Origin of the sequence: Lawsonibacter asaccharolyticus (genome assembly GCF_022453915.1) — a bacterium.
GTDB classification, from domain to species: Bacteria; Bacillota; Clostridia; order Oscillospirales; family Oscillospiraceae; genus Lawsonibacter; species Lawsonibacter asaccharolyticus.
Genome location: NZ_CP091870.1, coordinates 295,174 through 315,230 on the forward strand (window position 1 = coordinate 295,174; position 20,057 = coordinate 315,230).

The following is a 20,057-nucleotide window of genomic DNA, read 5'->3' on the forward strand; positions in this document are numbered from 1 at the left end:
GAGCGGGGGCGCGCAAGGGAAACCTTTGTGGATAGTTCAGGATGGGAAAGGCGGTGGACCTCCCACGCTGGAGCGGGCGGTCAGGGGTCCAGGACCCAGTTCTCCAGCCCATGGAACACGTTGTCCCGCACTGGGTCCAGTCCGCTTAGCCGTCCCCATTGGGTCAGCACGGAGCCGTTTTTGAAGCAGATGGGGACGATGGGGGCGTTCTGGATCAGGTGGGAGCACAGTGAGGCGGCGGCAGAGGAGCGCAGCTCCGCGCCCGCGGCCCGGAAGGCGGATAGCAGGCCGTCGGTGGCCGGGTCGGACCAGCCGCCGTAATTCAGGCCGCCCCTCGTTCCCACCAGCTGAGTCAGATCGAAGTCGGCGGTGAGGCGCACCTCCGCCAGATACAGATCAAAGTCCCCCCGCTCCAGGGCGGCCAGATATTCGGTCCAGGAAAGGCGCTCCAGAGAGATGGACACTCCGGCCCCTGAGAGCTGGTCCACGATGCGCTGGGCGGCGGCCACCTTGCTGCTGTTCTCGCTGTTCACCAGAAAGACCAGCCCGTCGCTGCCCAGCTGCTGCCCTTCCAGACCCTTCACCAGATCGTCGGGGGAGTAGTCCGCGGAGTCTGACAGCAGTTGGTGGTACAGCGGGCTGTCAGGGTGGATGGGTAGCGCTGTGGGGACGGCGTGGTGGGCAAAGGAGATCTCCGCAATGGACCGCCGGTCGATGCCCCGGGACAGGGCACGCCGCAGCTGGGCGGAGCGGAAAGGTCCCCGCTGGGTGTTGAAGCCCAGATAGATCAGATTGGTGGTGCTGTAATCCCATGCCTCATAACTGCCGGAGTAGCCCAGGCTGTTGGTGCCAGTGAGGTCGGCATCCAGCAGGGTGATGTCCCCGGCGTCAAAGGAGGAGATCAGGTCGTCCGCCTGCCCCACCGAGGCTAAATGGATGGTCTGGAATGGGAGGGACCTGCCCTGCCACCAGCCGGAGCGGGCAGTGAGGACGGTCTCCCCTGTTGCCTCCTCCGTCAGCACATAGGGGCCGGTCCCCAGGGGGCGGTCCCCGTCTCCCAGGGCAATGGGGATGTCCAGCAGAACCGGCAGCGCCCCGTTGGGGGTGGAAAGAGTGACGGTCACCGTCCCCTCTCCGGCGGCCACCGATCGCACGCCCCCCAGCCGCTGGGCGTAGTGGGAGTCCGGCGCCATAGCGTCCCGGAGGGCCTGGGCGGCAACCGTCCCCGTCAGGGGGGTGCCATCGGAAAAGGTGATCCCCTCCCTCAGGGTGAAGGTCCAGGTCAGCCCGTCCTCGCTGACGGTGTAACCGCTGCACAGCAGGGGCTGGGCCTGAAAAGAGGCGTCCACCGAGAAGAGCCCCTCATAGAGCAGGGAGCCCAGAGTCAGATTTGCCCGGTTGGCCGCCCGGGCGGGGTGGAGCGTGTACTCGGGGTAAAAGGCGAGGGTAAAGGGGATAGAGGCGGGGATGGCCTGCTCCTCCTTCGCCGCAGAGGAGAAGTCCGTGCCGGAGGCGGAAGGGGGCTCCGCCTGGCCGCAGCCGGCAAGGGACAGGGCCAGCGCCGCGCTGAGAAGCAGCAGGAAAATACGCCGACGACCCATGGGGAACCTCACAGTCATAAAAGTTGGATAATGGCGGCCATGCTGCCCCGCCGCTCCCCCATCACCCGATGAGACCAGAAGCGGTCGGTGCGGCAGGCGGTGCAGTCCGGGCAGAGGGCGATGTGCTCCGGTGAGAGCCCCGCACGGCGGAGCCAGAGGGCGTTGGCCCCCTTCAGGTCCACGTGCCAGCGCCCGTCCTCCGCCGGGCGTATGCAGGTCTCCGCCTGACTGCCCAGCCCATCCCGGAGGGCACCAGGCACGTCGTCGCGGGTCAAAAAGCAGCAGGGGGAGATCCCAGGCCCGATGGCGGCCCGGATATGTTCCGGGCGGCAGCCGTAGTCCTCCCGCATCCGGAGGGCGGCCCGGGCTGCGATGCCCAGGGCGGTCCCCCGCCAGCCGGCGTGGACAGCAGCAGCGCAGCGGCGCACCGGGTCCAGCAGCAGCACGGGGATGCAGTCGGCGGAAAAGATGGTCAGGCACAGGCCGGGCTCGTCCGTGATAAGGCCGTCCGCCTCATACACGCCGGGCTCAGCGGAGCTGGACATCACATCTCTCCGGGTGACGGGCCGCACCAGATCCCCGTGGACCTGATGGTTCTTCACCAGGGCGGCGGGGTCGGCCCCCGCCGCAGAGCAGAAGCGGCGGAAATTCTCCGCCACCCGTTCCGGGGCGTCCCCCCGGTTAGCACCCAGGTTCAGGCTGTCCCAGGGAGCGGGAGAGACGCCGCCCAGCCGGGTGGAGAAGCCATGGGCGCAGACGGATGGATCAAAGCCGCCACAGGCGTAAAACGGGACGCTCTGACAGGTGCGCAGGGTGACCTCCATAGGTGTGCCCCTCCTTTGCCGAGATGTAAAGACCTTAGCACTTTATTGTATCCTAAAATTCTCCGTCTGACAACCCGTTACAAGGGAGAAAAGAGGGCACGTTTTCCTGGCGGGGCGGGCGCTTTTCCCAATGGGGCGCTCCGGCGTGCTGCTGCCCGGGACCTGCCCCGCAGCCGGAAGCGGGCGCCCTGCACAGGGGCCGGAAGGAATATCACCCTGCAGGCCCCTGTGCCCCTGTGGGGCGGTCGCCTCCTATGGACCTCTGCAAAGCATCTTTCCGGCGGCCGGCCTGTGCGGCCGCTCAAAAGTACTTGAGCCCCGGCGGTGTCACCGCCGGGGCTCTCTGGCTCACAGGGCGCAGTGGAAGGTGCGCTTGATGACCTCCTCCTGCTGCTCTCGGGACAGGCGGTTGAAGTTGACCGCGTAGCCCGAGACACGGATGGTGAGACTGGGATATTTCTCCGGGTGTTCCATGGCGTCCTCCAGGGTGGCCCGGTCCATCACGTTCACGTTCAGGTGGTGGGCCCCCTGGCAGAAGTAGCCGTCCAGAATGGCCACCAGATTGGCCTCCCGCTCCCCCTGGTCCCTCCCCAGGGCGTGGGGAACGATGGAGAAGGTGTTGGAGACCCCGTCCTGGCACACGTTCCGATAGGGGATCTTGGCCACCGAGTTCAGGCTGGCCAGGGCCCCGTTCTCGTCCCGGCCGTGCATGGGGTTGGCACCGGGGGCCAGGGGCTCTCCCAGCTTGCGCCCATCGGGGGTGGAGCCTGTCTTTTTCCCGTACATCACGTTGGAGGTGATGGTCAAGGCGGACAGGGTGTGCTTCGCTCCCCGGTAGAGGGGGTGTTTTTTCAGTTCCCGGATGAAGGTCCGCACCACGAACACCGCCTCGTCATCCGCCCGGTCGTCGTCGTTTCCGTATTTTGGGAAATCCCCCTCCGTCTCAAATTCCACCGCCACCCCGGCCTCATTCCGTACCGGCCGGACGGAGGCATAGCGGATGGCGGAAAGGGAGTCGGCGGCCACGGAGAGGCCGGCAATGCCGAAGGCGGTGAGCCGCTCCACCTGAGTGTCATGGAGGGCCATCTGGCTGGCTTCATAGGCGTATTTGTCGTGCATGTAGTGGATGATGTTCACCGTGTCCGCATACAGCTCCGCGGCATAGGAGAGCACCTGCTCATAGTTGGCCCGGACCGCTTCATAGGAGAGCACCTCGTCCAGGATGGGACGGATGCCGGGGACCACCGTCTCACCGGTGCGCTCGTCTACGCCGCCGTTGATGGCGTACAGCAGGCATTTGGCGATGTTGCACCGGGCGCCGAAGAACTGCATCTGTTTGCCCACCGCCATGGCGGACACACAGCAGGAGATGGCGTAGTCATCCCCATACACCGGGCGCATCACGTCGTCATTTTCGTATTGGATGGAGTCGGTGAGGATGGACATTTTGGCACAGAAGGCCTTGAAGGGGGCGGGGAGGTGCTCCGACCACAGCACGGTGAGGTTGGGCTCCGGGGCGCTGCCCAGGTTGCCCAGGGTGTGGAGATAGCGGAAGGAGGTTCGGGTCACCAGGGTGCGCCCGTCAATAGACATGCCGCCGATGGCCTCGGTGACCCAGGTGGGGTCCCCGCCGAAGAGCTCGTTGTACTCCGGCGTACGCAGGTGGCGGACCAGCCGCAGCTTGATGATGAACTGGTCGATCAGCTCCTGGGCCTCCTCCTCGGTGATGACCCCTGCCTCCAGGTCCCGCTGGAGGTAGATGTCCAGGAAGGTGGAGGTGCGGCCCAGGGAGGTGGCGGCCCCGTTGTTCTCCTTGATCCCTGCCAGATAGGCCAGGTAGACCGCCTGCACCGCCTCCCGGGCAGTGGCGGAGGGGCGGGACAGGTCCACCCCATACCGTGCGGCCATCTTTTTCATCTCCTCCAGGGCCCGGATCTGCTCCGAGACCTCCTCCCGCAGGCGGATGCGCTCCTCGTCCATGGGGCCGTCCAGGGCGTCCAGGTCCCGTCTTTTTTCCTCCACCAACCGGTCGATGCCGTACAGGGCAACCCGGCGGTAGTCCCCGATGATCCTCCCCCGGCCGTAGGCGTCCGGCAGGCCGGTGAGCAGGCCGGCGTGGCGGGCCTTCCGGGTGCGCTCCGGGTAAGCGTCAAAGACCCCCTCGTTGTGGGTCTTGCGGTACTGGGAGAAGTGGTCCTCGATCTCCGGGTCCAGGCGATAGCCGTACTGCTCCAGGGCGGACCGGGCCATCCGGGTTCCGCCGTACAGGTTGACGATGCGCTTGAGGGGCGCGTCGGTCTGAAGGCCCACGATGACCTCGTTCTCCCGGTCGATATAGCCGGGGGCAAAGCTGTCGATTCCGGAGACGATGTGGGTCTCCACATCCAGCACGCCCTTCCGCAGCTCCTGGCGCAGCAGGTCCTCACACCGCTCCCACACCGCCCGGGTGCGCCGTGTGGGGCCGGTAAGAAAGCTGCCGTCCCCCTCGTAGGGGGTCCAGTTCTTCTGAATAAAGGAGCGCACATCGATGCTGCGCTGCCACTCGCCGCCATGAAAGCCCTTCCATGCCTGATTTTCCATCTTCATACCGCTCTTCCTTTCTCCGCAGTTGTGGTGTAGGGAGCAAAAAATTCCCGCTCCAGCCGCCGGCACAGATCCCGGTCCATTGGGGGTGTACCTGCCAGAGGGTCGGTCCGTTCCAGAGCCTCATACTTGTGGGCCCCCAGCTTGTGGAAGGGCAGCAGCTCTACACGCTCCACATGGGGCAGGGTGTCCACATAGGCCCGCAGTCCCTCCAGGTGGGCCCGGCTGTCGGTGAGGCCGGGGACCACCACGTGGCGGACCCACATGGGGGTGCCCGCCCGGCGCACTGCTTCTACAAAGTCCAGGGTGGCGGCCATGTCCCCGCCGGTGACTGCCTTGTAGCCCGCCGGCTCATGGTGCTTCACATCATAGAGCACCAGGTCGGTGTGGGCCAGGATCTCCCCATAAATTCCCCTTCCGGCTCCCGAGGTGTCCAGACAGGTATGGACACCCTCCGCCTTCAGCCGCCTGAGGCACGCCAGCAGAAAGTCCGGCTGGGCCAGAGGCTCGCCGCCGGAGAAGGTCACGCCCCCGCCGGAGCGGTCAAAGTAACTGCGGAAGCGCAGCAGCCTGCGGACCAGCGTGCCGTCCTCCACCGGCCGGCCGCCCCCGCACTGGGTGTCGGGGTTGTGACAGTAGCGGCACCGCAGGGGGCAGCCCTGGAGAAAGACCACTGCGCGCACCCCTGGACCGTCCACCAGCCCCATGCTCTCCATGGAGTGGATATATCCCGTCATCCTGTTTCCTCCTTGCTTTTCTGTGATGGCGGGGCAAAAAAGGGCGCAAAAAAGCCGCCCCTCCGGGCCCCTTCAGCGCCCAGACGGTCGGCATGGTGACGATCATACTCCCTGTGGTTTCACTCCACTTCCGTCAGTCATATGATCCACATCCACAATACAGCAGAGACCCGCCTCCTGTCAAGAGGCGGGTCCCCGTTTCTACTTTTTCCACAAATCAGCTGGGCCGGGGGAAGGAGTTCCTGTATCTTGCGGCCGCCGGCTCACCGGCGCAGGGGGGTGCTGTCCGGGTCCTCCCGCCGGGCCACCCTGACTACCACGCTGGTCAGGGCAAACAGGGCGATGGCGTTGGGGATGACCATCAGGTTGTTGAACATATCGGTCAGCTCCCACACCAGGTCGTTGGACATCGTGGTGCCCAGGAAAATGAAGATGAGGGCGACCACGGTATAAATAGTGGTGCACAGCTTGGGGGACTTCTTTCCAAACAGGTAGATCACGTTGATCTTACCAAACAGGTTCCACCCCAGCACGGTGGAGAAGGCGAAGAAAAACAGGCAGATGGCCACGAACTTGGCGCCCAGCCCGGCCCCCATCACAGTGCCGAAGGCGGTCTGCGCCAGGTTGGTCTTGTCCAGAACCTCAGTCACCCCGCCCACGTAGCCGCCAGCCAGAGGGCCGTCGGCGGTGTAAAGGGTGGAAATGATGACCAGTGCGTTCAGGGTGAGGACCACGAAGGTGTCGATGAACACGCCGACCATGGCCACCACGCCCTGATCGTGGGGGTCGGTCACATTGGCCTGGGCGTGGGCGTGGGGGGTGGAGCCCATGCCGGCCTCGTTGGAGAACAGGCCCCGCTTGGCGCCCTGGCTGATAGCGGTCTTCAGGGCGGCGCCGAAGCCGCCGCCGATGATGGCCTGTGGCTGGAAGGCGTACTGGAAGATCATGGCAATGGTGGCAGGGAGGTACTGGATACGGGCGATAAGCACCACCAGGCCGCCCAGCAGGAAGATGGCCGCCATGACAGGGACGATCTTCTCCGTGACAGAGGCCAGACGCTGTACGCCGCCCAGGAAGATGATGGCGCAGATGACCACCAGCACGATGCCCACCACCCAGGATGGGACGCCGAAAGCGGTCTGGAATGTGGAGCCGATGGAGTTGGACTGGACCATGCAGCCCATGAAGCCCAGGGCCAGGGTGATGGCCACGGCGAAGAAACCAGCCAGGAACTTGCCGAAAGCGCCCTGGAAGGCGGTGGTGATGTAGTACACCGGTCCGCCGTGAATATTGCCCTCCTGGTCTACCTTGCGGGTCTTGATGGCCAGAGTGGCCTCAGCGTAGATGGTGGCCATGCCGAAGAAGGCGATGATCCACATCCAGAAGATGGCCCCCGGTCCGCCGGTGAGGATGGCTCCGGCGGAGCCCACGATGTTGCCGGTGCCCACCTGAGCGGCGATGGCGGTGGCCAGGGCCTGGAAGGAGCTCATGCCGCTGGCATGCTTTTTGCCCCGCAGGGTCAGGTTGCCGAATACCTTCCGCATGCCCTCGCCGAAGCAGCGCACCTGAACGAAGCGGGTCCGGATGGAGTACCACAGGCCCACCGCAATGAGTAGGAAGACCAGGATGTAGCTGGACAGGTAGTTGTTGATGTTTACAACGATGGGATAGAGCGTGGCTTCTAAGGATTCCAACATAGTGTTTTCTCTCTCCTTTGGGACAAAAAATGGACCGGGGAGCAGGCTCCGCGGTCCGTCGCATAGGGCGAGGAAAAACTCCCTCGCCGCGGTCCGTTCCTGGACTGCGGCAAGGCAGTTCATCGTCTCTGTCCTTTTGCCTGAGAGATTGGCGAAAGCGTCCCCGCTTCCGTCTTGCACCTTCGGCACCCGATCGTCGAGCTTCTCCAGAGTCACATCCACGCGCAGTCCTCGTCCCGGCAGGGACACCTGAGAGTGTTACTCCTTCGGCAAGCCATAGCTGTTTTCCTGCGCGCTTCGTCTGTCCTATTTTGTTTTCGAGCAATACCTTAACACAGCCGCGGTCAAATGTCAACCACTGGCGTACATTTATACATATCCGGCGGATTTTCCCCCGGCACTCCCCCGGATATTGGGCATTTTCGCAGACAAAGTTTACAGTTTGGCCTTTTTTCCGGGAGAAAGGTATGATATACTGAGATGCTACGATCCATCAGGACGCCCTTTTTCCACAATGATCGAGGATCAACATCAACATCCGAGGTGTTTTCCAATGAGTCTATTTACTAAAATCTTCGGGACCTCCTCCCAGCGCGAAGTCAAGGCCATCACGCCGCTGGTGGATAAGATCGAATCTCTGGAGGAGGAGTACAAGGCCCTGACAGACCAGCAGCTGCAGGCCAAGACCCCCGAATTTAAGGAGCGTCTCCAGAACGGTGAGACGTTGGACGATATCCTGCCCGAGGCCTTTGCTGCCTGCCGGGAGGCGGCCTGGCGGGTGCTGGGCATGCGCCCCTACCGGGTCCAGCTCATCGGCGGCATCATCCTTCACCAGGGCCGCATCGCTGAGATGAAGACCGGTGAAGGCAAGACCCTGGTGGCCACCCTGCCCGCTTACCTCAACGCCCTGGCCGGAAAGGGCGTCCACATCGTCACCGTCAACGACTACCTGGCAAAGCGCGACAGCGAGTGGATGGGCAAGGTGTACCGCTTCATGGGCCTGACCGTGGGCCTGGTCATCCACGGGGTCATGGGCCCGGCCAAGAAGGCCGCCTATCAGGCGGATATCACCTACGGCACCAACAATGAGTTCGGCTTCGACTACCTGCGGGACAACATGGCCATCTACTCCAGCGAGCTGGTCCAGCGCGGCCACTCCTTTGCCATCGTGGATGAGGTGGACTCCATCCTCATCGACGAGGCCCGCACCCCCCTTATCATCTCCGGCCAGGGGGAGAAGTCCACCCAGCTCTACACCATCGTGGACCAGTTCGTCTCCCGCCTGAAGTGCCAGCGCATCGCCAAGGTGGACAACAAGGAGGAAGAGGACGTCAACCTGGACGCTGACTACGTGGTGGACGAGAAGGCCCGCACCGCCACCCTTACCGCCCGGGGCATCGCCAAGGCTGAGCAGGCCTTCAACATCGAGAACCTGGCCGACCCGGAGAATACCACCCTCTCCCACCACATCAACCAGGCCATCAAGGCCCACGGCGTGATGAAGAGGGACATTGACTACGTGGTGAAGGACGGACAGGTCATCATCGTGGACGAGTTCACCGGGCGCCTCATGTTCGGCCGCCGGTATAACGAGGGGCTCCACCAGGCTATCGAGGCCAAGGAGCACGTGGAGGTTGCCAACGAGTCCAAGACCCTGGCTACCATCACCTTCCAGAACTATTTCCGCCTCTATGACAAGCTCTCCGGTATGACGGGCACCGCCATGACCGAGCAGGAGGAATTCGGCACTATCTATGAGCTGGACATTGTAGAGATCCCCACCAACAAACCCCTGGCCCGGATTGACCGGCCTGACGTAGTCTACAAGACCGAGGCGGGCAAGCTGCGGGCCATTGTGCAGCAGATCGAGGAGTGCCATCAGAAGGGCCAGCCCGTCCTGGTGGGCACGGTGTCCATCGAGAAGTCGGAGCACCTGTCCGAGATGCTCCGGCGCAAGGGCATCGCCCACAGCGTCCTGAACGCCAAGAACCACGAGAAGGAGGCCGAGATCGTCGCCCAGGCGGGCAAGTTCGGCGCCGTCACCGTGGCCACCAACATGGCCGGCCGCGGCACCGACATCATGCTGGGCGGCAACGCCGAGTTCCTCGCTAAGGCTGACCTGCGCAAAGCGGGCATGACCGACGAGCTTATCGCGGAGGCCACCGGATTCGCGGAAACGGACAACGAGGATATCCTCAACGCCCGGAAGATGTTCACCGAGGCGGAGGCCAAGTATAAAGACGAGATCCGGGCGGAGGCGGACAAGGTCCGCACTGTAGGCGGCCTGTTCATCCTGGGCACCGAGCGCCACGAGTCCCGCCGCATCGACAACCAGCTGCGGGGCCGCGCCGGCCGTCAGGGCGACCCTGGTGAGACCCGCTTCTTCCTCTCACTGGAGGATGACATCATGCGCCTGTTCGGCTCTGAGCGAGTCATGGGCATGATGGAGAAGCTGGGGGTGGACGAGGACACCCCCATCGACGCCAAAATGCTGTCCAACGCCATTGAAAACGCACAGAAGCAGGTGGAGTCCCGCAATTTCCAGACCCGGAAAAACGTGCTCCAGTACGATGACGTGATGAACACCCAGCGGGAGGTCATCTACAAGCAGCGCCGCCAAGTGCTGGACGGCGAGGACCTCCAGCAGTCCATCCAGTCCATGCTGCGCAGCACCATTGAGAACGCCATCCGCGGCCACATGGGAGAGCAGAAGCATATGACTGCGGAGGAGTTCCGGGAGGCCACCGCTCTCTTCCACACCATGTTCCTTTTGCCGGACGAACTGCGGCTCACAGACGAGGAGCTGCAAGGCTACACTGCGGACGGGCTGGTAGATCTGGTCATGGAGAAGGCCCAGGCTGTCTATCAACGCAAGGAGCAGGAATTCACACCGCCCCTGATGCGGGAGCTGGAGCGGGTCATCATGCTGCGGGTGGTGGACGAGTACTGGATGGACCAGATCGACGCCATGAATGACCTCAAGCAGGGCATCGGACTGCGGGCCTACGCCCAGACTGACCCCGTTGTAGCCTACAAAAAGGAAGGCTACGAGATGTTCGAGCAGATGATCGCTGCCATCCAGGAGGAGACCCTGCGCCGCCTGTTCCTGGTGCGCATCCAGCGCAAGGCGCCTGATGCCCCCGCCCCGGAGATCAAACGGGAACGGGTGGCCAAGATCACCAGCGAGTCAGGCGCCAGCGACGGCACGGTCAAAAAGCAGCCGGTAAAAAAGGCGGTCAAGATCGGCCGCAACGACCCCTGCCCCTGCGGCAGCGGCCTGAAGTGGAAAAAGTGCACCTGCAAGGAGTATCACAGCGAGCAGCAGTAAGAACCCACACAAAAGCAGTGGACCCGTATCTGGAGCAAGGCGGCATAGGCGCACAGCTTATGCCGCCTTGCTGTGTACCAGCCTTTGACGATCAGGAGGAAAAGGAGAGCACAGATGGAACAGACAGATCTGATCCGCAGGGCCCGCTATGGCCCCAATACAATTTTGGCAGCCGGGATGTCCAGGGCGCTGAACACGGCGCTGAATTCGGCGGAAAGTGAGCTGCTCCTCCTGGTCCTGATCCTGGACCGGGACAGCGGACGCATCCTGGACGCAGAGTGCAACATCATCCTGGGCATCAACAGTGACTACATCGCATCCCTCCTGGTGGGGCGGAACTTTTACCAGGAGCTGGACGAGATCATCCTGTCCATCCAGCAGCAGTATTTCGGCCCGGGTCAGCGGGCGCTGATCGTCTGTCTGAAGGATGCGTACTCCAAGATGAGGGCTCGCAGCCCCCGTTCCCTGCCGCTCCGAAAGTAGGGCCGGCGCTCTCTTGCTCTGTCTGATTGGTAAAAAACGACAGTAGAACGGGAACGGGATTTTGCTTTTTGCACAATTTCTGTTGACAAGAGCGATCTTTTTTATTATAATTCAGGCATATGATCCGTTCCGCTTCCCAGCGGGCCAAGGGGGCTGGAGGGTATATGTCCGATTTCCCTTCGGGGGCCATCTGTGTCGTTGGTCTGGCCAAGGTGGCGAACCAGAACCCGATCCACAGCGTGCACCGCGCCCTGGCCGGCTCTTTTATCGTGGACCCCTCCAGCGGCCTGGTGTATGATGTCCAGTTTGACACAGTCTGCCAGATCACCAGCGATTTTCTGGCGTCCCTGCTCATTGGTCTCAGCCTCCACACGGACCTGGAGGAGATGATCTCCCGGGTCCAGAGCCGCTACTTCGGCGACTCCCGCCGGGCTATCACCGTCATCCTACGGGATGTGGCTGCCCGCCTGAGGGAGTGCCAGGGGGGCGGGTACAACTGAATCTTTCTTTATTTATGGTGTTGGAGGTCTCCCCTTCAACAGCCGAATAAATAGGGACCTGTTTGATTGCCTGCTGGCAGCCAAGGGGGTCCCTTTGTTTTTTTAGAAATAGGCCTGGGAAACGCTCCAGGCAGAGGCAGGCCCCGGGAGGTGTATGTTGAAATGTTGCCATGAAAATGTGAGCGATGACCCCATCCCTGTCCCCGCATATCTTGTCTGCCTGTGCCGGTAAAAACAACTGTGTGAATCAAGAAAGGAGAAGCTGCCATGATCTTCAACCTTCCCCCTATCTGCGGTCTGTTTCCGCTGCTGCTGTACATCGTCCTGGCATTTAAAAAAGGGATGCATCCTCTGGTGAACGTGTCCATCTGCGCTGTTGTGGGCGCAATCATGGTGAAACAGCCCCTGAACGGCCTGGGCGCGGTGATCTACGAGTCCATGGGCTCCTTCCTGGCCCTGGTGGGATTCATCATCATGCTGGGCTCAGGACTGGGCATGGTGCTGAGAAAGACAGGCGTAGCCGCCGCCATCGTCAATGTGCTGATGCGGAAGATCGGCGTCCGTACCCAGAAGCGGGCTATGATCGCCACCATGGTCTGTTCCGTGGTGCTGGTCACCCTGCTGGGCACTTTGGCAGGTGCCAACGCCGTGATCGCCCCCATCGTGATCCCGCTGGTAGCTGCGGTGGGCATCACTCCCTCCGCGCTGGCCGTCATCTTCCAGGGCGCCGGTCAGACCGGACTGTTCCTCAGCCCCTTCTCCCCGCCTATGGTGACCCTGATGAGCATCACCGGGCTCTCCTATCCCCGCCTTTTGCTGTGTGCGGGACTGCCCGTATCCATCGTCATGTGGGTGGGCACCTTCCTCATCGCCAACAAAGTCCAGAAGGAGACCCAGGGGACGGAGAACTTCGGCCCTGACGGGGAGGCCGCTGCGGAGAACTTCCAGATGGACCCGGCCACCCGCCGCGCCACCATCGCCTTTGCGGTCACTATGGCTCTGATGGTGATCTATGGGATCGCCACCAATGGCGGCGCATCCTTCGTGATCCTGGTGATGATCGTGGCTGCGATCATCACAGGTCTGTTTGCCAGAATGCCCGTTGGCACCATCTTTGACAGCATGATGGAGGGCTGCGGAAAAATGATGTGGCTGTTCTTCATGTTCCTCATTTTTAACCCCTTCCTGAACTTTGTCACCCAGTCCGGTGCCTTTGATGCCCTTCTCCAGCTGCTGGAGCCTCTGATCGGCCCCACCGGGAAGGTGGGCTTCACCCTGCTGACTGTGCTGGTGGGCATCTTCGGCATCAACGGTGCCGCCGTGGCCCAGGCCATGATGATCGACAGCCTGTTCAGCTCCTTCCTCCCGACCCTGGGCATTTCCATGGAGCTGTGGGGCATGATCGTCCTCATCGGTCATCAGATCACCTCATTTGCCTATCCCGGCGTGGACATGATCGGACAGATGGGACTGGCCCATGCCAGCAACATCAAGCCGATGATGAAGCTCTCGTACTTTGCCATTATACCCGGCACAGTGATCCTCGCAGTGCTGGCGTCGTTCATTCTGTAACTAGCTTTCGGAAATAGGACAGGAGGCATATTCTCATGAAACGTATCCCTCAAAATGAAATCTATCGCATCCTCTCCGGACTGGCCGGGACGGTGGGCCTCTATGTGGAGGACTGCCAGTCCGGCGAGATCTTCACCATCAACCCGGAGCATGTGTTTCCCTCGGCCAGCGTCATCAAGGTCCCTATGCTGGCCCTTCTCATGCGGGACGCACAGCAGGGGCTGGTGGACCTGGACGCCCCCCGCACCATCGACCCCCGCAACCGGGTGGGCGGGACCGGCATCCTGTGCGAGCTGGGTACCGATTACACCCCTTCCCTGCGGGATCTGGCCAAGCTGATGATCGTACTCAGCGACAACATCGCCACCAATGAGATCATGGATGTGATCGGAATGGAGCGGTTCAACAGCTTCTGCCGGGAGATGGGCTATCAGAATATTACCCTGATGCGGAAAATGATGGATTTTGAAGCCATCCAGCAGGGAAAGAACAACTACATGTGCGCCGGGGAGACTGGGCGTCTGCTTTCTGCTATCTCCCGGGGCGAATTCGTCAATCCGGAGATCTCCCAGACCATCTTCGATATCATGGCATCTCAGCAGTGCCGCAACAAGCTGCCCGCCCTTCTGCCGGCAGTTGCCTCCTACTCCGGCTCCAAGTCCGCCATCCCGGAAGGGCAGGTCCTGGTGGCCAACAAGACAGGCGACCTGGTGGGCATCCAGCACGACGTGGGCATCTTTGAGCTGCCTGACGGCCGCCGCTACCTGATTGCCATGTTCACCGGGGATCTGGAGAACGACAGCGCGGGCATCGCCGCCATCTCCCAGGTCTCCCTGGCGGTGTATCAGGCCCTTCGGGACTGACCGCCGCCCTCTGCGCCCTATGCGGAGCGCCGCCCGAAAGGGCGGCGCTCCTGTTCTCTCTGCCGTCCTGAGGCAAAATGGGCTTTACGGCTCCATCCGGCCATGATATGATAAGAAAAACGGTTTTGAAGCGAGGGAATCCCATGGCCGAGGTCAGAAAAAACACAGTGCATCCCCTCCATATCGAGGGCTATACCGCGGAAGGAATGGGGGTGGCCCGTCTGGACGGCCGGGTGGTCTTCATTCCCGGGACCATCCGGGGGGAGGACTGGGAGGTCCAGCTGCTCAAGGTGAACAAGGGTGTGGCCTGGGGCAAAGGGACACGCCTGATCTCCCCCTCCCCCGTCCGGCAGGAGCCGGACTGCCCTTACAGCGGGCGGTGCGGGGGGTGCCAGTACCGCCACATGTCCTATGAGGAGGAGCTGGCGGCCAAGGGCCAGCGGGTGCGGGACGCCCTGGAGCGGGTGGGCGGCGTCCATCTGGAACTGCCTCCGGTGCTGGGGGCGGAGTCCCCCCTGCGCTACCGCAACAAGGTGCAGTTCCCTGTCTCCCGAGGAAAGTGCGGGCTGTCCATCGGCTTTTACCGCCCCAGGAGCCATGACGTGGTGGACACGGAGGACTGCCTGCTCCAGCCGGAGGCGGATACGGCCCTGCGTCTGGCCTTCAAGGGCTGGATGGAGGACTTTCAGATCCCCGCCTATGATGAGTGCACCGGCCGGGGGCTGATCCGGCACCTGTATATCCGTACCAACCGGGCGGGGGAAGCCCTGTGCTGCGTAGTGGCCAACGGGAAGGAGCTGCCCCACACCGGAGAGCTGTCCGGTGCCCTGCGCGCCGCTGTCCCCAAGCTGGCCGGGCTGGTCCTCAATGTGAATCTCCGGGACACCAATGTGATCCTGGGCGATGCGTACCGCACCCTCTGGGGCCGGGACTGGCTGGAGGAGGAGCTGTGCGGGCTCACTTTCCGCCTGTCCGTTCCCTCCTTCTTCCAGATCAACCGGGATCAGACGGAGCGGCTGTACCAGCTGGCGCTGGAATTCGCCGGGCTCACCGGGGAGGAGACGGTGCTGGACCTGTACTGCGGCATCGGCACCATCTCCCTGTGCCTGGCCCGCCGGGCCGGGCATGTCATCGGGGCGGAGGTGGTCCCCCAGGCCATCGAGGACGCCAGGGCCAACGCCCTGCGCAACGGTGTCACCAACGCGGAATTCTTCTGCGGGGACGCGGGGGAGGTGGCGGCCCGCCTGGCCGGCCAGGGCGTGCGTCCCCAGGTCATCTGCGTGGACCCGCCCCGCAAAGGGCTCGCCCCGGAGGTGCCGGCGGTGCTGTCCTCCATGGCGCCGGACCGCATCGTCTACGTCTCCTGCGACCCGGCCACCCTGGCCCGGGATGTGAAACGGCTGGAGGAGCTGGGCTACCGGGCCGTCCAGGCCCAGCCGGTGGATCTGTTTCCCAGGACCGCCCATGTGGAGACGGTGCTGCGGATGGAACGAAGGAATCGCTAACACTTGTAGGGAGGACAAGCATGAAGCTCTCTTTTAAACAGAAGTTCAACACTCGTCAGGAAATCAGCGTCCTTTTGGGCGGTGATACTCAAAAGGGGATCGCAGTATCTGCTCAAACAGATACTATTCTTCTATTTATGAACGATGGCGAGATCTATACAGATTATTTTCTCCCTTTTAAGTTAATTGTTGCTACTGCTTGGGTAGCCAACTTCAATGTAGATTTATTCATCAGAAGACATAATAAGAGGCAGGAACCATAATGGTTCCTGCACCCACTATTTACCATCTTTTGAACAAACCAACCTTCTTTGGTTTCTCCCCCTTAATACTTAACTCGCTATAGACAAAGCCAAGCATCTCTGTAAGCACATTTTCAAAATCTCGTGTGTTATCTGCATAACCAGATACATAATGTGCAAATTCGTGCATAAGCACGCCAGCAAATGTTTCTTTAGACTTCAAAATACTTCTCTTGATGATTATAGCATTCTCTGCCGGATCCCATACGCCATGAGTTACAAAGCCAAATTCATCCATACGAATAGTCTCGGAAATTTTAATGCTTGGTATCTTTCTCCTGTATTTCTTATTAACGAGTTCAGTAATTGGTGTGACAAGGTCAAAAGTTTCTTTTTCATCACCTGTTAAGTTTTTGTACTCAATAAATCTGTATTTGTATCCCTGCCTATATTCATCGGATACAGTCTTAAATGTATTAACAACATCTGATATTTTCCCGAATATTGCATCAGTTACCATGATGAGTTCTCTTCCGCTGTGCGCTAATATCTCGACTTGATCATTTGTAAGTTGTGCCCGCTCAGATGGTGTCATAAAAACTACATTTCCGGATTGATTTAGAGTCTTTGCTGCATAGGCTGCAATATCAACCCATCCTGTTTCGTCTTTATTTGCCCCAGTCATTACATTCCCTATGTCGGCAACGAGCGGTCGCATGACTTTGGTAGAAACGCAGTTCTTCAAAATATTTTTTATTGTTTCCGAATAAGCAGTACGCCCCACATTTGATCTTTCACGGTTTAGAGCTTTCTTCATTTGCGCATTCATGCTTGTAATATTGTAGCTAAATAGGAAATTATCTTCTGAAGCTATTTGGACACCGTTGGCATATATGAAAGACTTACCATCACCTTTATTTGTATATACTTCGCCATAATTTGTTTTTTCCAAAAGTTCCAAATCACTATTAAATACCAAAAACATAGATTTCGCTTTTTGCAGGTCAGCTTGTTTTACACCAGTAAGCACTACATCTGTGCCTACCATTGTAGGATACTTGGGTTCAGAAAAGACTGCGTGCAAAGTTTGTATGTCAAATCCTGCCTTTTCAGCCATAGTAAGAGATATAGTTGAGTATTTGGAATGAATTGTAACTCCGATATGGTTTCTGTAAAATACGCCAAGTGCGTCTTTCAATCCCACGCCAAATTTACCAATCAAATTAGTTGCAACAAGTTTTTCTTTGTTTTCATTCTGAGTAAAATGTATGTATTGCAACCCGCGTCCGTAGTCTCTAATATGACACACACCATCAGAATAAGAAATCTCGATTTCTTTCGTCCCTGTTAAAGTCATTTCGTCCAAAGCATTGGCAATTATTTCTCGAATTGCATGCTCAACACCCCAATGCTCAAGAACTTTTTCAATGTTCAAGTCAAATAAATTATCCATTTGAACTCCTCCATGCACAATAGCTCTTTGTGAAAGTATATCATATTTAGCTAATTAGTGGCAATGTATCTGCACCTCCCAATCCTTTGATTTGAAATTTATATTTCTTCTGACCACAAAGCCAAATGAAAAGAGTATATCCTGTTTCAAAGGGTATACTTGTGCAGATGCGACTATTTATTCACGTATTTCGAATTTTATTCACGATTATGCATAGCAACACTTATCTTGAAAAGGGACATTATTTTTATCCCACCGGTTCTTATTCCCACTGTATGTACACCGGGATAGGTCGGAGAGGACATCAGGATAGTCCTGACGAAAATAAACATATGTACCATCTAAATATCGAGGTTTTGTCCCATAGAACCAACAAAAAGCATCTTCTTGTTTTTGAAAAGAAAGATAAAGCAATGTATTTTGTGGGAGAGTACCGCCTAACAGAGATGCACCAAAATGTACAGCCAGATGAAAATGGTATGCTACGCCGGGTATTTGTATTTCATTTAACACAAGTGAGCGACTATTTTGAGTGGTAAAAGGCAAAGACCTTTTGCGCGGGAAAATGAAATGATGGACACCGGCGCGCCTCGGAAGCAATGCCTTAAAACAGAAAATGCCCCCTCTGGGCAGGAGGAACTTTTATGACAGACGCTGTTGTGACACTGAAAAAGGGAGAGGGACGGAACCTGCAGAAAGGCGGCCCCTGGGTCTATGACAATGAGATCGCGGATATCTCGCCGGGGGCGGAGGACGGCGGCCTGGTCCGGGTCTGCGGCGAGAACGGTTGGCCGCTGGGCCAGGGCTTTCTGAACCGGCGCTCCAAGCTTACCGTTCGGATGCTCACCCGGGACCCGGACGCGGAGATCAACGAGGATTTCTTCCTCATGCGGCTGAAAAACGCCTGGGAGTACCGGAAAAAGGTGGTGGACACCAGCAGCTGCCGCCTGGTTTTCGGGGAGGCGGACTTCCTGCCGGGGCTGGTGGTGGACAAGTTCTCCGACGTGCTGGTGGTAGAGTCCCTAGCTCTGGGCATCGACCGCTTCAAGGTCACCATCGTGGAGCTGCTGAAGGAGCTGCTGGCCCAGGACGGCATCGCCATCCGGGGCGTCTATGAGCGCAGCGACGCCAAGGTCCGCCTCCAGGAGGGGATGGAACGGTACAAGGGCTTCCTGGGGGCTCCCTTTGACACCAAGGTGGAGATCGTGGAGAACGGGGTCCGCTACTTCGTGGATGTGAAGGACGGCCAGAAGACCGGCTTCTTCCTGGACCAGAAGTATAACCGCCAGGCGGTGGGGCGGCTCTGCCGGGGCGCCCGGGTGCTGGACTGCTTCACCCATACGGGCTCCTTCGCCCTCAACGCCGGTATCTGCGGGGCGGAGCACGTCATTGGGGTGGACGCCTCCGAGCTTGGGGTGGCCCAGGCCAGGGAGAACGCGGCCCTCAACGGGCTGGAGGACCGGGTGGAGTTCCTCTGCGCGGATGTGTTCGACCTGCTCCCCCAGCTGGAGCAGCAGGGGGAGCAATTCGATGTGGTGATCCTGGACCCGCCTGCGTTCACAAAGTCCCGCAGCTCGGTGAAAAAGGCGGTCAAGGGATACCGGGAGATCAACCTGCGGGCCATGAAGCTGGTCCGGGACGGGGGCTTTCTGGCCACCTGCTCCTGCTCCCACTTCATGGACTATGAGCTGTTCACCCAGACCATCGGTCAGGCGGCGCGGAACGTCCACAAGCGCCTGCGGCAGGTGGAATACCGCACTCAGTCGCCCGACCATCCCATCCTGTGGGCGGCAGACGACTCCTATTATCTGAAATTTTATATCTTCCAGGTGTGCGACGAAAAGTAACTGTTTTGACAGGGCCCGGTGACGGAGGCGCGGGAGCGCTCCGTCACCGGGCTTTTTTGTTCCGTCCAAACAGTGAGGCCGTCGGCCCTATCTGTTCCAAAAGGCGGCTTCTATGGAAAAGTTCAGGGGACCCTTTCGTCATGTGGCCCCCCCCCGCCGCAGGCAGGGCGCGGCGCCCCAGTACGGCGTGACAAACGACGGGGTATTTTTCTGCCGGGTCGCTCTCCATATCCCGCGCTCCTCCATAGCCCCAACTCTCTTCCGAAAGTGTCTTTTGGGGAGGCGAAATTGCGAGGATTTTTGTCGTTTTATGTCTCTTACCATCTGTTTCCCGGGATTTACTTTATGATAAAAGCATATTTCAGGAAAAGGATGGGTCTTTATGACGAAAACAGAAACTGTTATCCGCTCTATTTTCGGGGCTGCCGGGATCGACACCCGCCCCTTGGCCCGTGCTGTGGACATTGCCGCAGAGCTGCTGTTCACCCACAGACAGACCATCGATGAGCTCCACTTCACACGGGACATTTATTCTCCGGTGGCTGTGCTGCTCTGTGGCAAAAACGGGGAGCCGCAGTCGGTAAAAACCATCTCGAAAAGCATTGAGCGTCTGTCCAACCAGTGCTGGGACATCCTGGTCGCCAGGGGATTGGTGGGCAAGTACATCGGCGCTGAGATCGGCGACATCCACGCACCCAGGGATATCATCATCTATCTGGCCTTTTACAGCCATCTCGGCGTCCCCTTCTTCACCGCCATGGAACAGGAGTCCGCCCTGCACGGGTGAAATGGGCACAGTTCCGCTTCACTTCCATAATTTGT

15 protein-coding genes and 3 riboswitches are annotated in these 20,057 nt (G+C 59.7%); of the genes, 9 read left to right on the forward strand and 6 right to left on the reverse strand.

What is annotated here, in order from left to right; genetic code table 11:
- Positions 1–80 precede the first annotated feature (80 nt).
- The 5 genes from L9O85_RS01400 to L9O85_RS01420 form a co-directional block, all read right to left on the reverse strand.
- Positions 81–1,601: an ABC transporter substrate-binding protein gene (locus tag L9O85_RS01400; RefSeq protein WP_050622809.1), complete on the reverse strand. Its 1,521-nt coding sequence runs from the start codon at positions 1,599–1,601 to the stop codon at positions 81–83.
- A 14-nt stretch (positions 1,602–1,615) separates the two neighbouring features.
- On the reverse strand, positions 1,616–2,425 hold the full coding sequence (gene pgeF / locus L9O85_RS01405; protein ID WP_050622808.1) for a peptidoglycan editing factor PgeF: 810 nt from the start codon (positions 2,423–2,425) through the stop codon (positions 1,616–1,618).
- Positions 2,426–2,773: 348 nt separating this feature from the next.
- Entirely contained in the window at positions 2,774–5,005 is a 2,232-nt protein-coding gene (gene pflB / locus L9O85_RS01410) for a formate C-acetyltransferase (protein ID WP_108981554.1), read from the reverse strand.
- A 2-nt stretch (positions 5,006–5,007) separates the two neighbouring features.
- A complete protein-coding gene (gene pflA, locus L9O85_RS01415; protein ID WP_276853790.1) occupies positions 5,008–5,745 on the reverse strand; it encodes a pyruvate formate-lyase-activating protein in 738 nt (245 codons plus the stop codon).
- A 70-nt stretch (positions 5,746–5,815) separates the two neighbouring features.
- A riboswitch (ZMP/ZTP riboswitch) is annotated at positions 5,816–5,896 on the reverse strand.
- Between the two features lie 112 nt (positions 5,897–6,008).
- Positions 6,009–7,442 (reverse strand): alanine/glycine:cation symporter family protein, encoded by a 1,434-nt coding sequence (locus L9O85_RS01420; protein ID WP_276758619.1) that lies wholly within the window; start codon positions 7,440–7,442, stop codon positions 6,009–6,011.
- Positions 7,443–7,560: 118 nt separating this feature from the next.
- Positions 7,561–7,657: riboswitch (glycine riboswitch) on the reverse strand.
- A riboswitch (glycine riboswitch) is annotated at positions 7,658–7,743 on the reverse strand. It lies immediately after the preceding riboswitch.
- A gap of 252 nt (positions 7,744–7,995) precedes the next feature.
- Here L9O85_RS01420 and secA point away from each other — a divergent pair.
- The 7 genes from secA (at position 7,996) to L9O85_RS01455 (ending at position 15,956) form a co-directional block, all read left to right on the forward strand.
- Positions 7,996–10,770 carry a preprotein translocase subunit SecA gene (gene secA / locus L9O85_RS01425; RefSeq protein ID WP_050622805.1) on the forward strand — a complete coding sequence of 925 codons (2,775 nt, stop codon included), beginning with the start codon at positions 7,996–7,998 and terminating at the stop codon, positions 10,768–10,770.
- 114 nt (positions 10,771–10,884) lie between these two features.
- A complete protein-coding gene (locus L9O85_RS01430) occupies positions 10,885–11,253 on the forward strand; it encodes a DUF3870 domain-containing protein (RefSeq protein ID WP_050622804.1) in 369 nt (122 codons plus the stop codon).
- A gap of 164 nt (positions 11,254–11,417) precedes the next feature.
- Positions 11,418–11,753 carry a DUF3870 domain-containing protein gene (locus L9O85_RS01435; RefSeq protein ID WP_050622803.1) on the forward strand — a complete coding sequence of 112 codons (336 nt, stop codon included), beginning with the start codon at positions 11,418–11,420 and terminating at the stop codon, positions 11,751–11,753.
- A 267-nt stretch (positions 11,754–12,020) separates the two neighbouring features.
- The gene (locus L9O85_RS01440; protein WP_050622802.1) at positions 12,021–13,325 is read left to right on the forward strand and encodes a Na+/H+ antiporter NhaC family protein; all 1,305 of its coding nucleotides are present in this window, start codon (positions 12,021–12,023) and stop codon (positions 13,323–13,325) included.
- Positions 13,326–13,360: 35 nt separating this feature from the next.
- Entirely contained in the window at positions 13,361–14,188 is an 828-nt protein-coding gene (locus tag L9O85_RS01445) for a serine hydrolase (RefSeq protein WP_050622801.1), read from the forward strand.
- Between the two features lie 143 nt (positions 14,189–14,331).
- Positions 14,332–15,693: a 23S rRNA (uracil(1939)-C(5))-methyltransferase RlmD gene (gene rlmD, locus L9O85_RS01450; protein WP_301579286.1), complete on the forward strand. Its 1,362-nt coding sequence runs from the start codon at positions 14,332–14,334 to the stop codon at positions 15,691–15,693.
- 20 nt (positions 15,694–15,713) lie between these two features.
- A complete protein-coding gene (locus L9O85_RS01455; protein WP_301579287.1) occupies positions 15,714–15,956 on the forward strand; it encodes a hypothetical protein in 243 nt (80 codons plus the stop codon).
- Positions 15,957–15,975: 19 nt separating this feature from the next.
- On the opposite strand, the gene L9O85_RS01460 is transcribed toward L9O85_RS01455, so the two are convergent.
- The gene (locus L9O85_RS01460) at positions 15,976–17,388 is read right to left on the reverse strand and encodes an ATP-binding protein (protein WP_301579288.1); all 1,413 of its coding nucleotides are present in this window, start codon (positions 17,386–17,388) and stop codon (positions 15,976–15,978) included.
- 644 nt (positions 17,389–18,032) lie between these two features.
- Between L9O85_RS01460 and L9O85_RS01465 the strand changes: the two genes are divergently transcribed.
- Together L9O85_RS01465 and L9O85_RS01470 are read left to right on the forward strand one after the other, a co-directional pair.
- Entirely contained in the window at positions 18,033–19,235 is a 1,203-nt protein-coding gene (locus tag L9O85_RS01465) for a class I SAM-dependent rRNA methyltransferase (RefSeq protein ID WP_108980408.1), read from the forward strand.
- A gap of 382 nt (positions 19,236–19,617) precedes the next feature.
- Entirely contained in the window at positions 19,618–20,022 is a 405-nt protein-coding gene (locus L9O85_RS01470; RefSeq protein WP_301579289.1) for a hypothetical protein, read from the forward strand.
- The last annotated feature ends 35 nt before the right edge of the window (positions 20,023–20,057 follow it).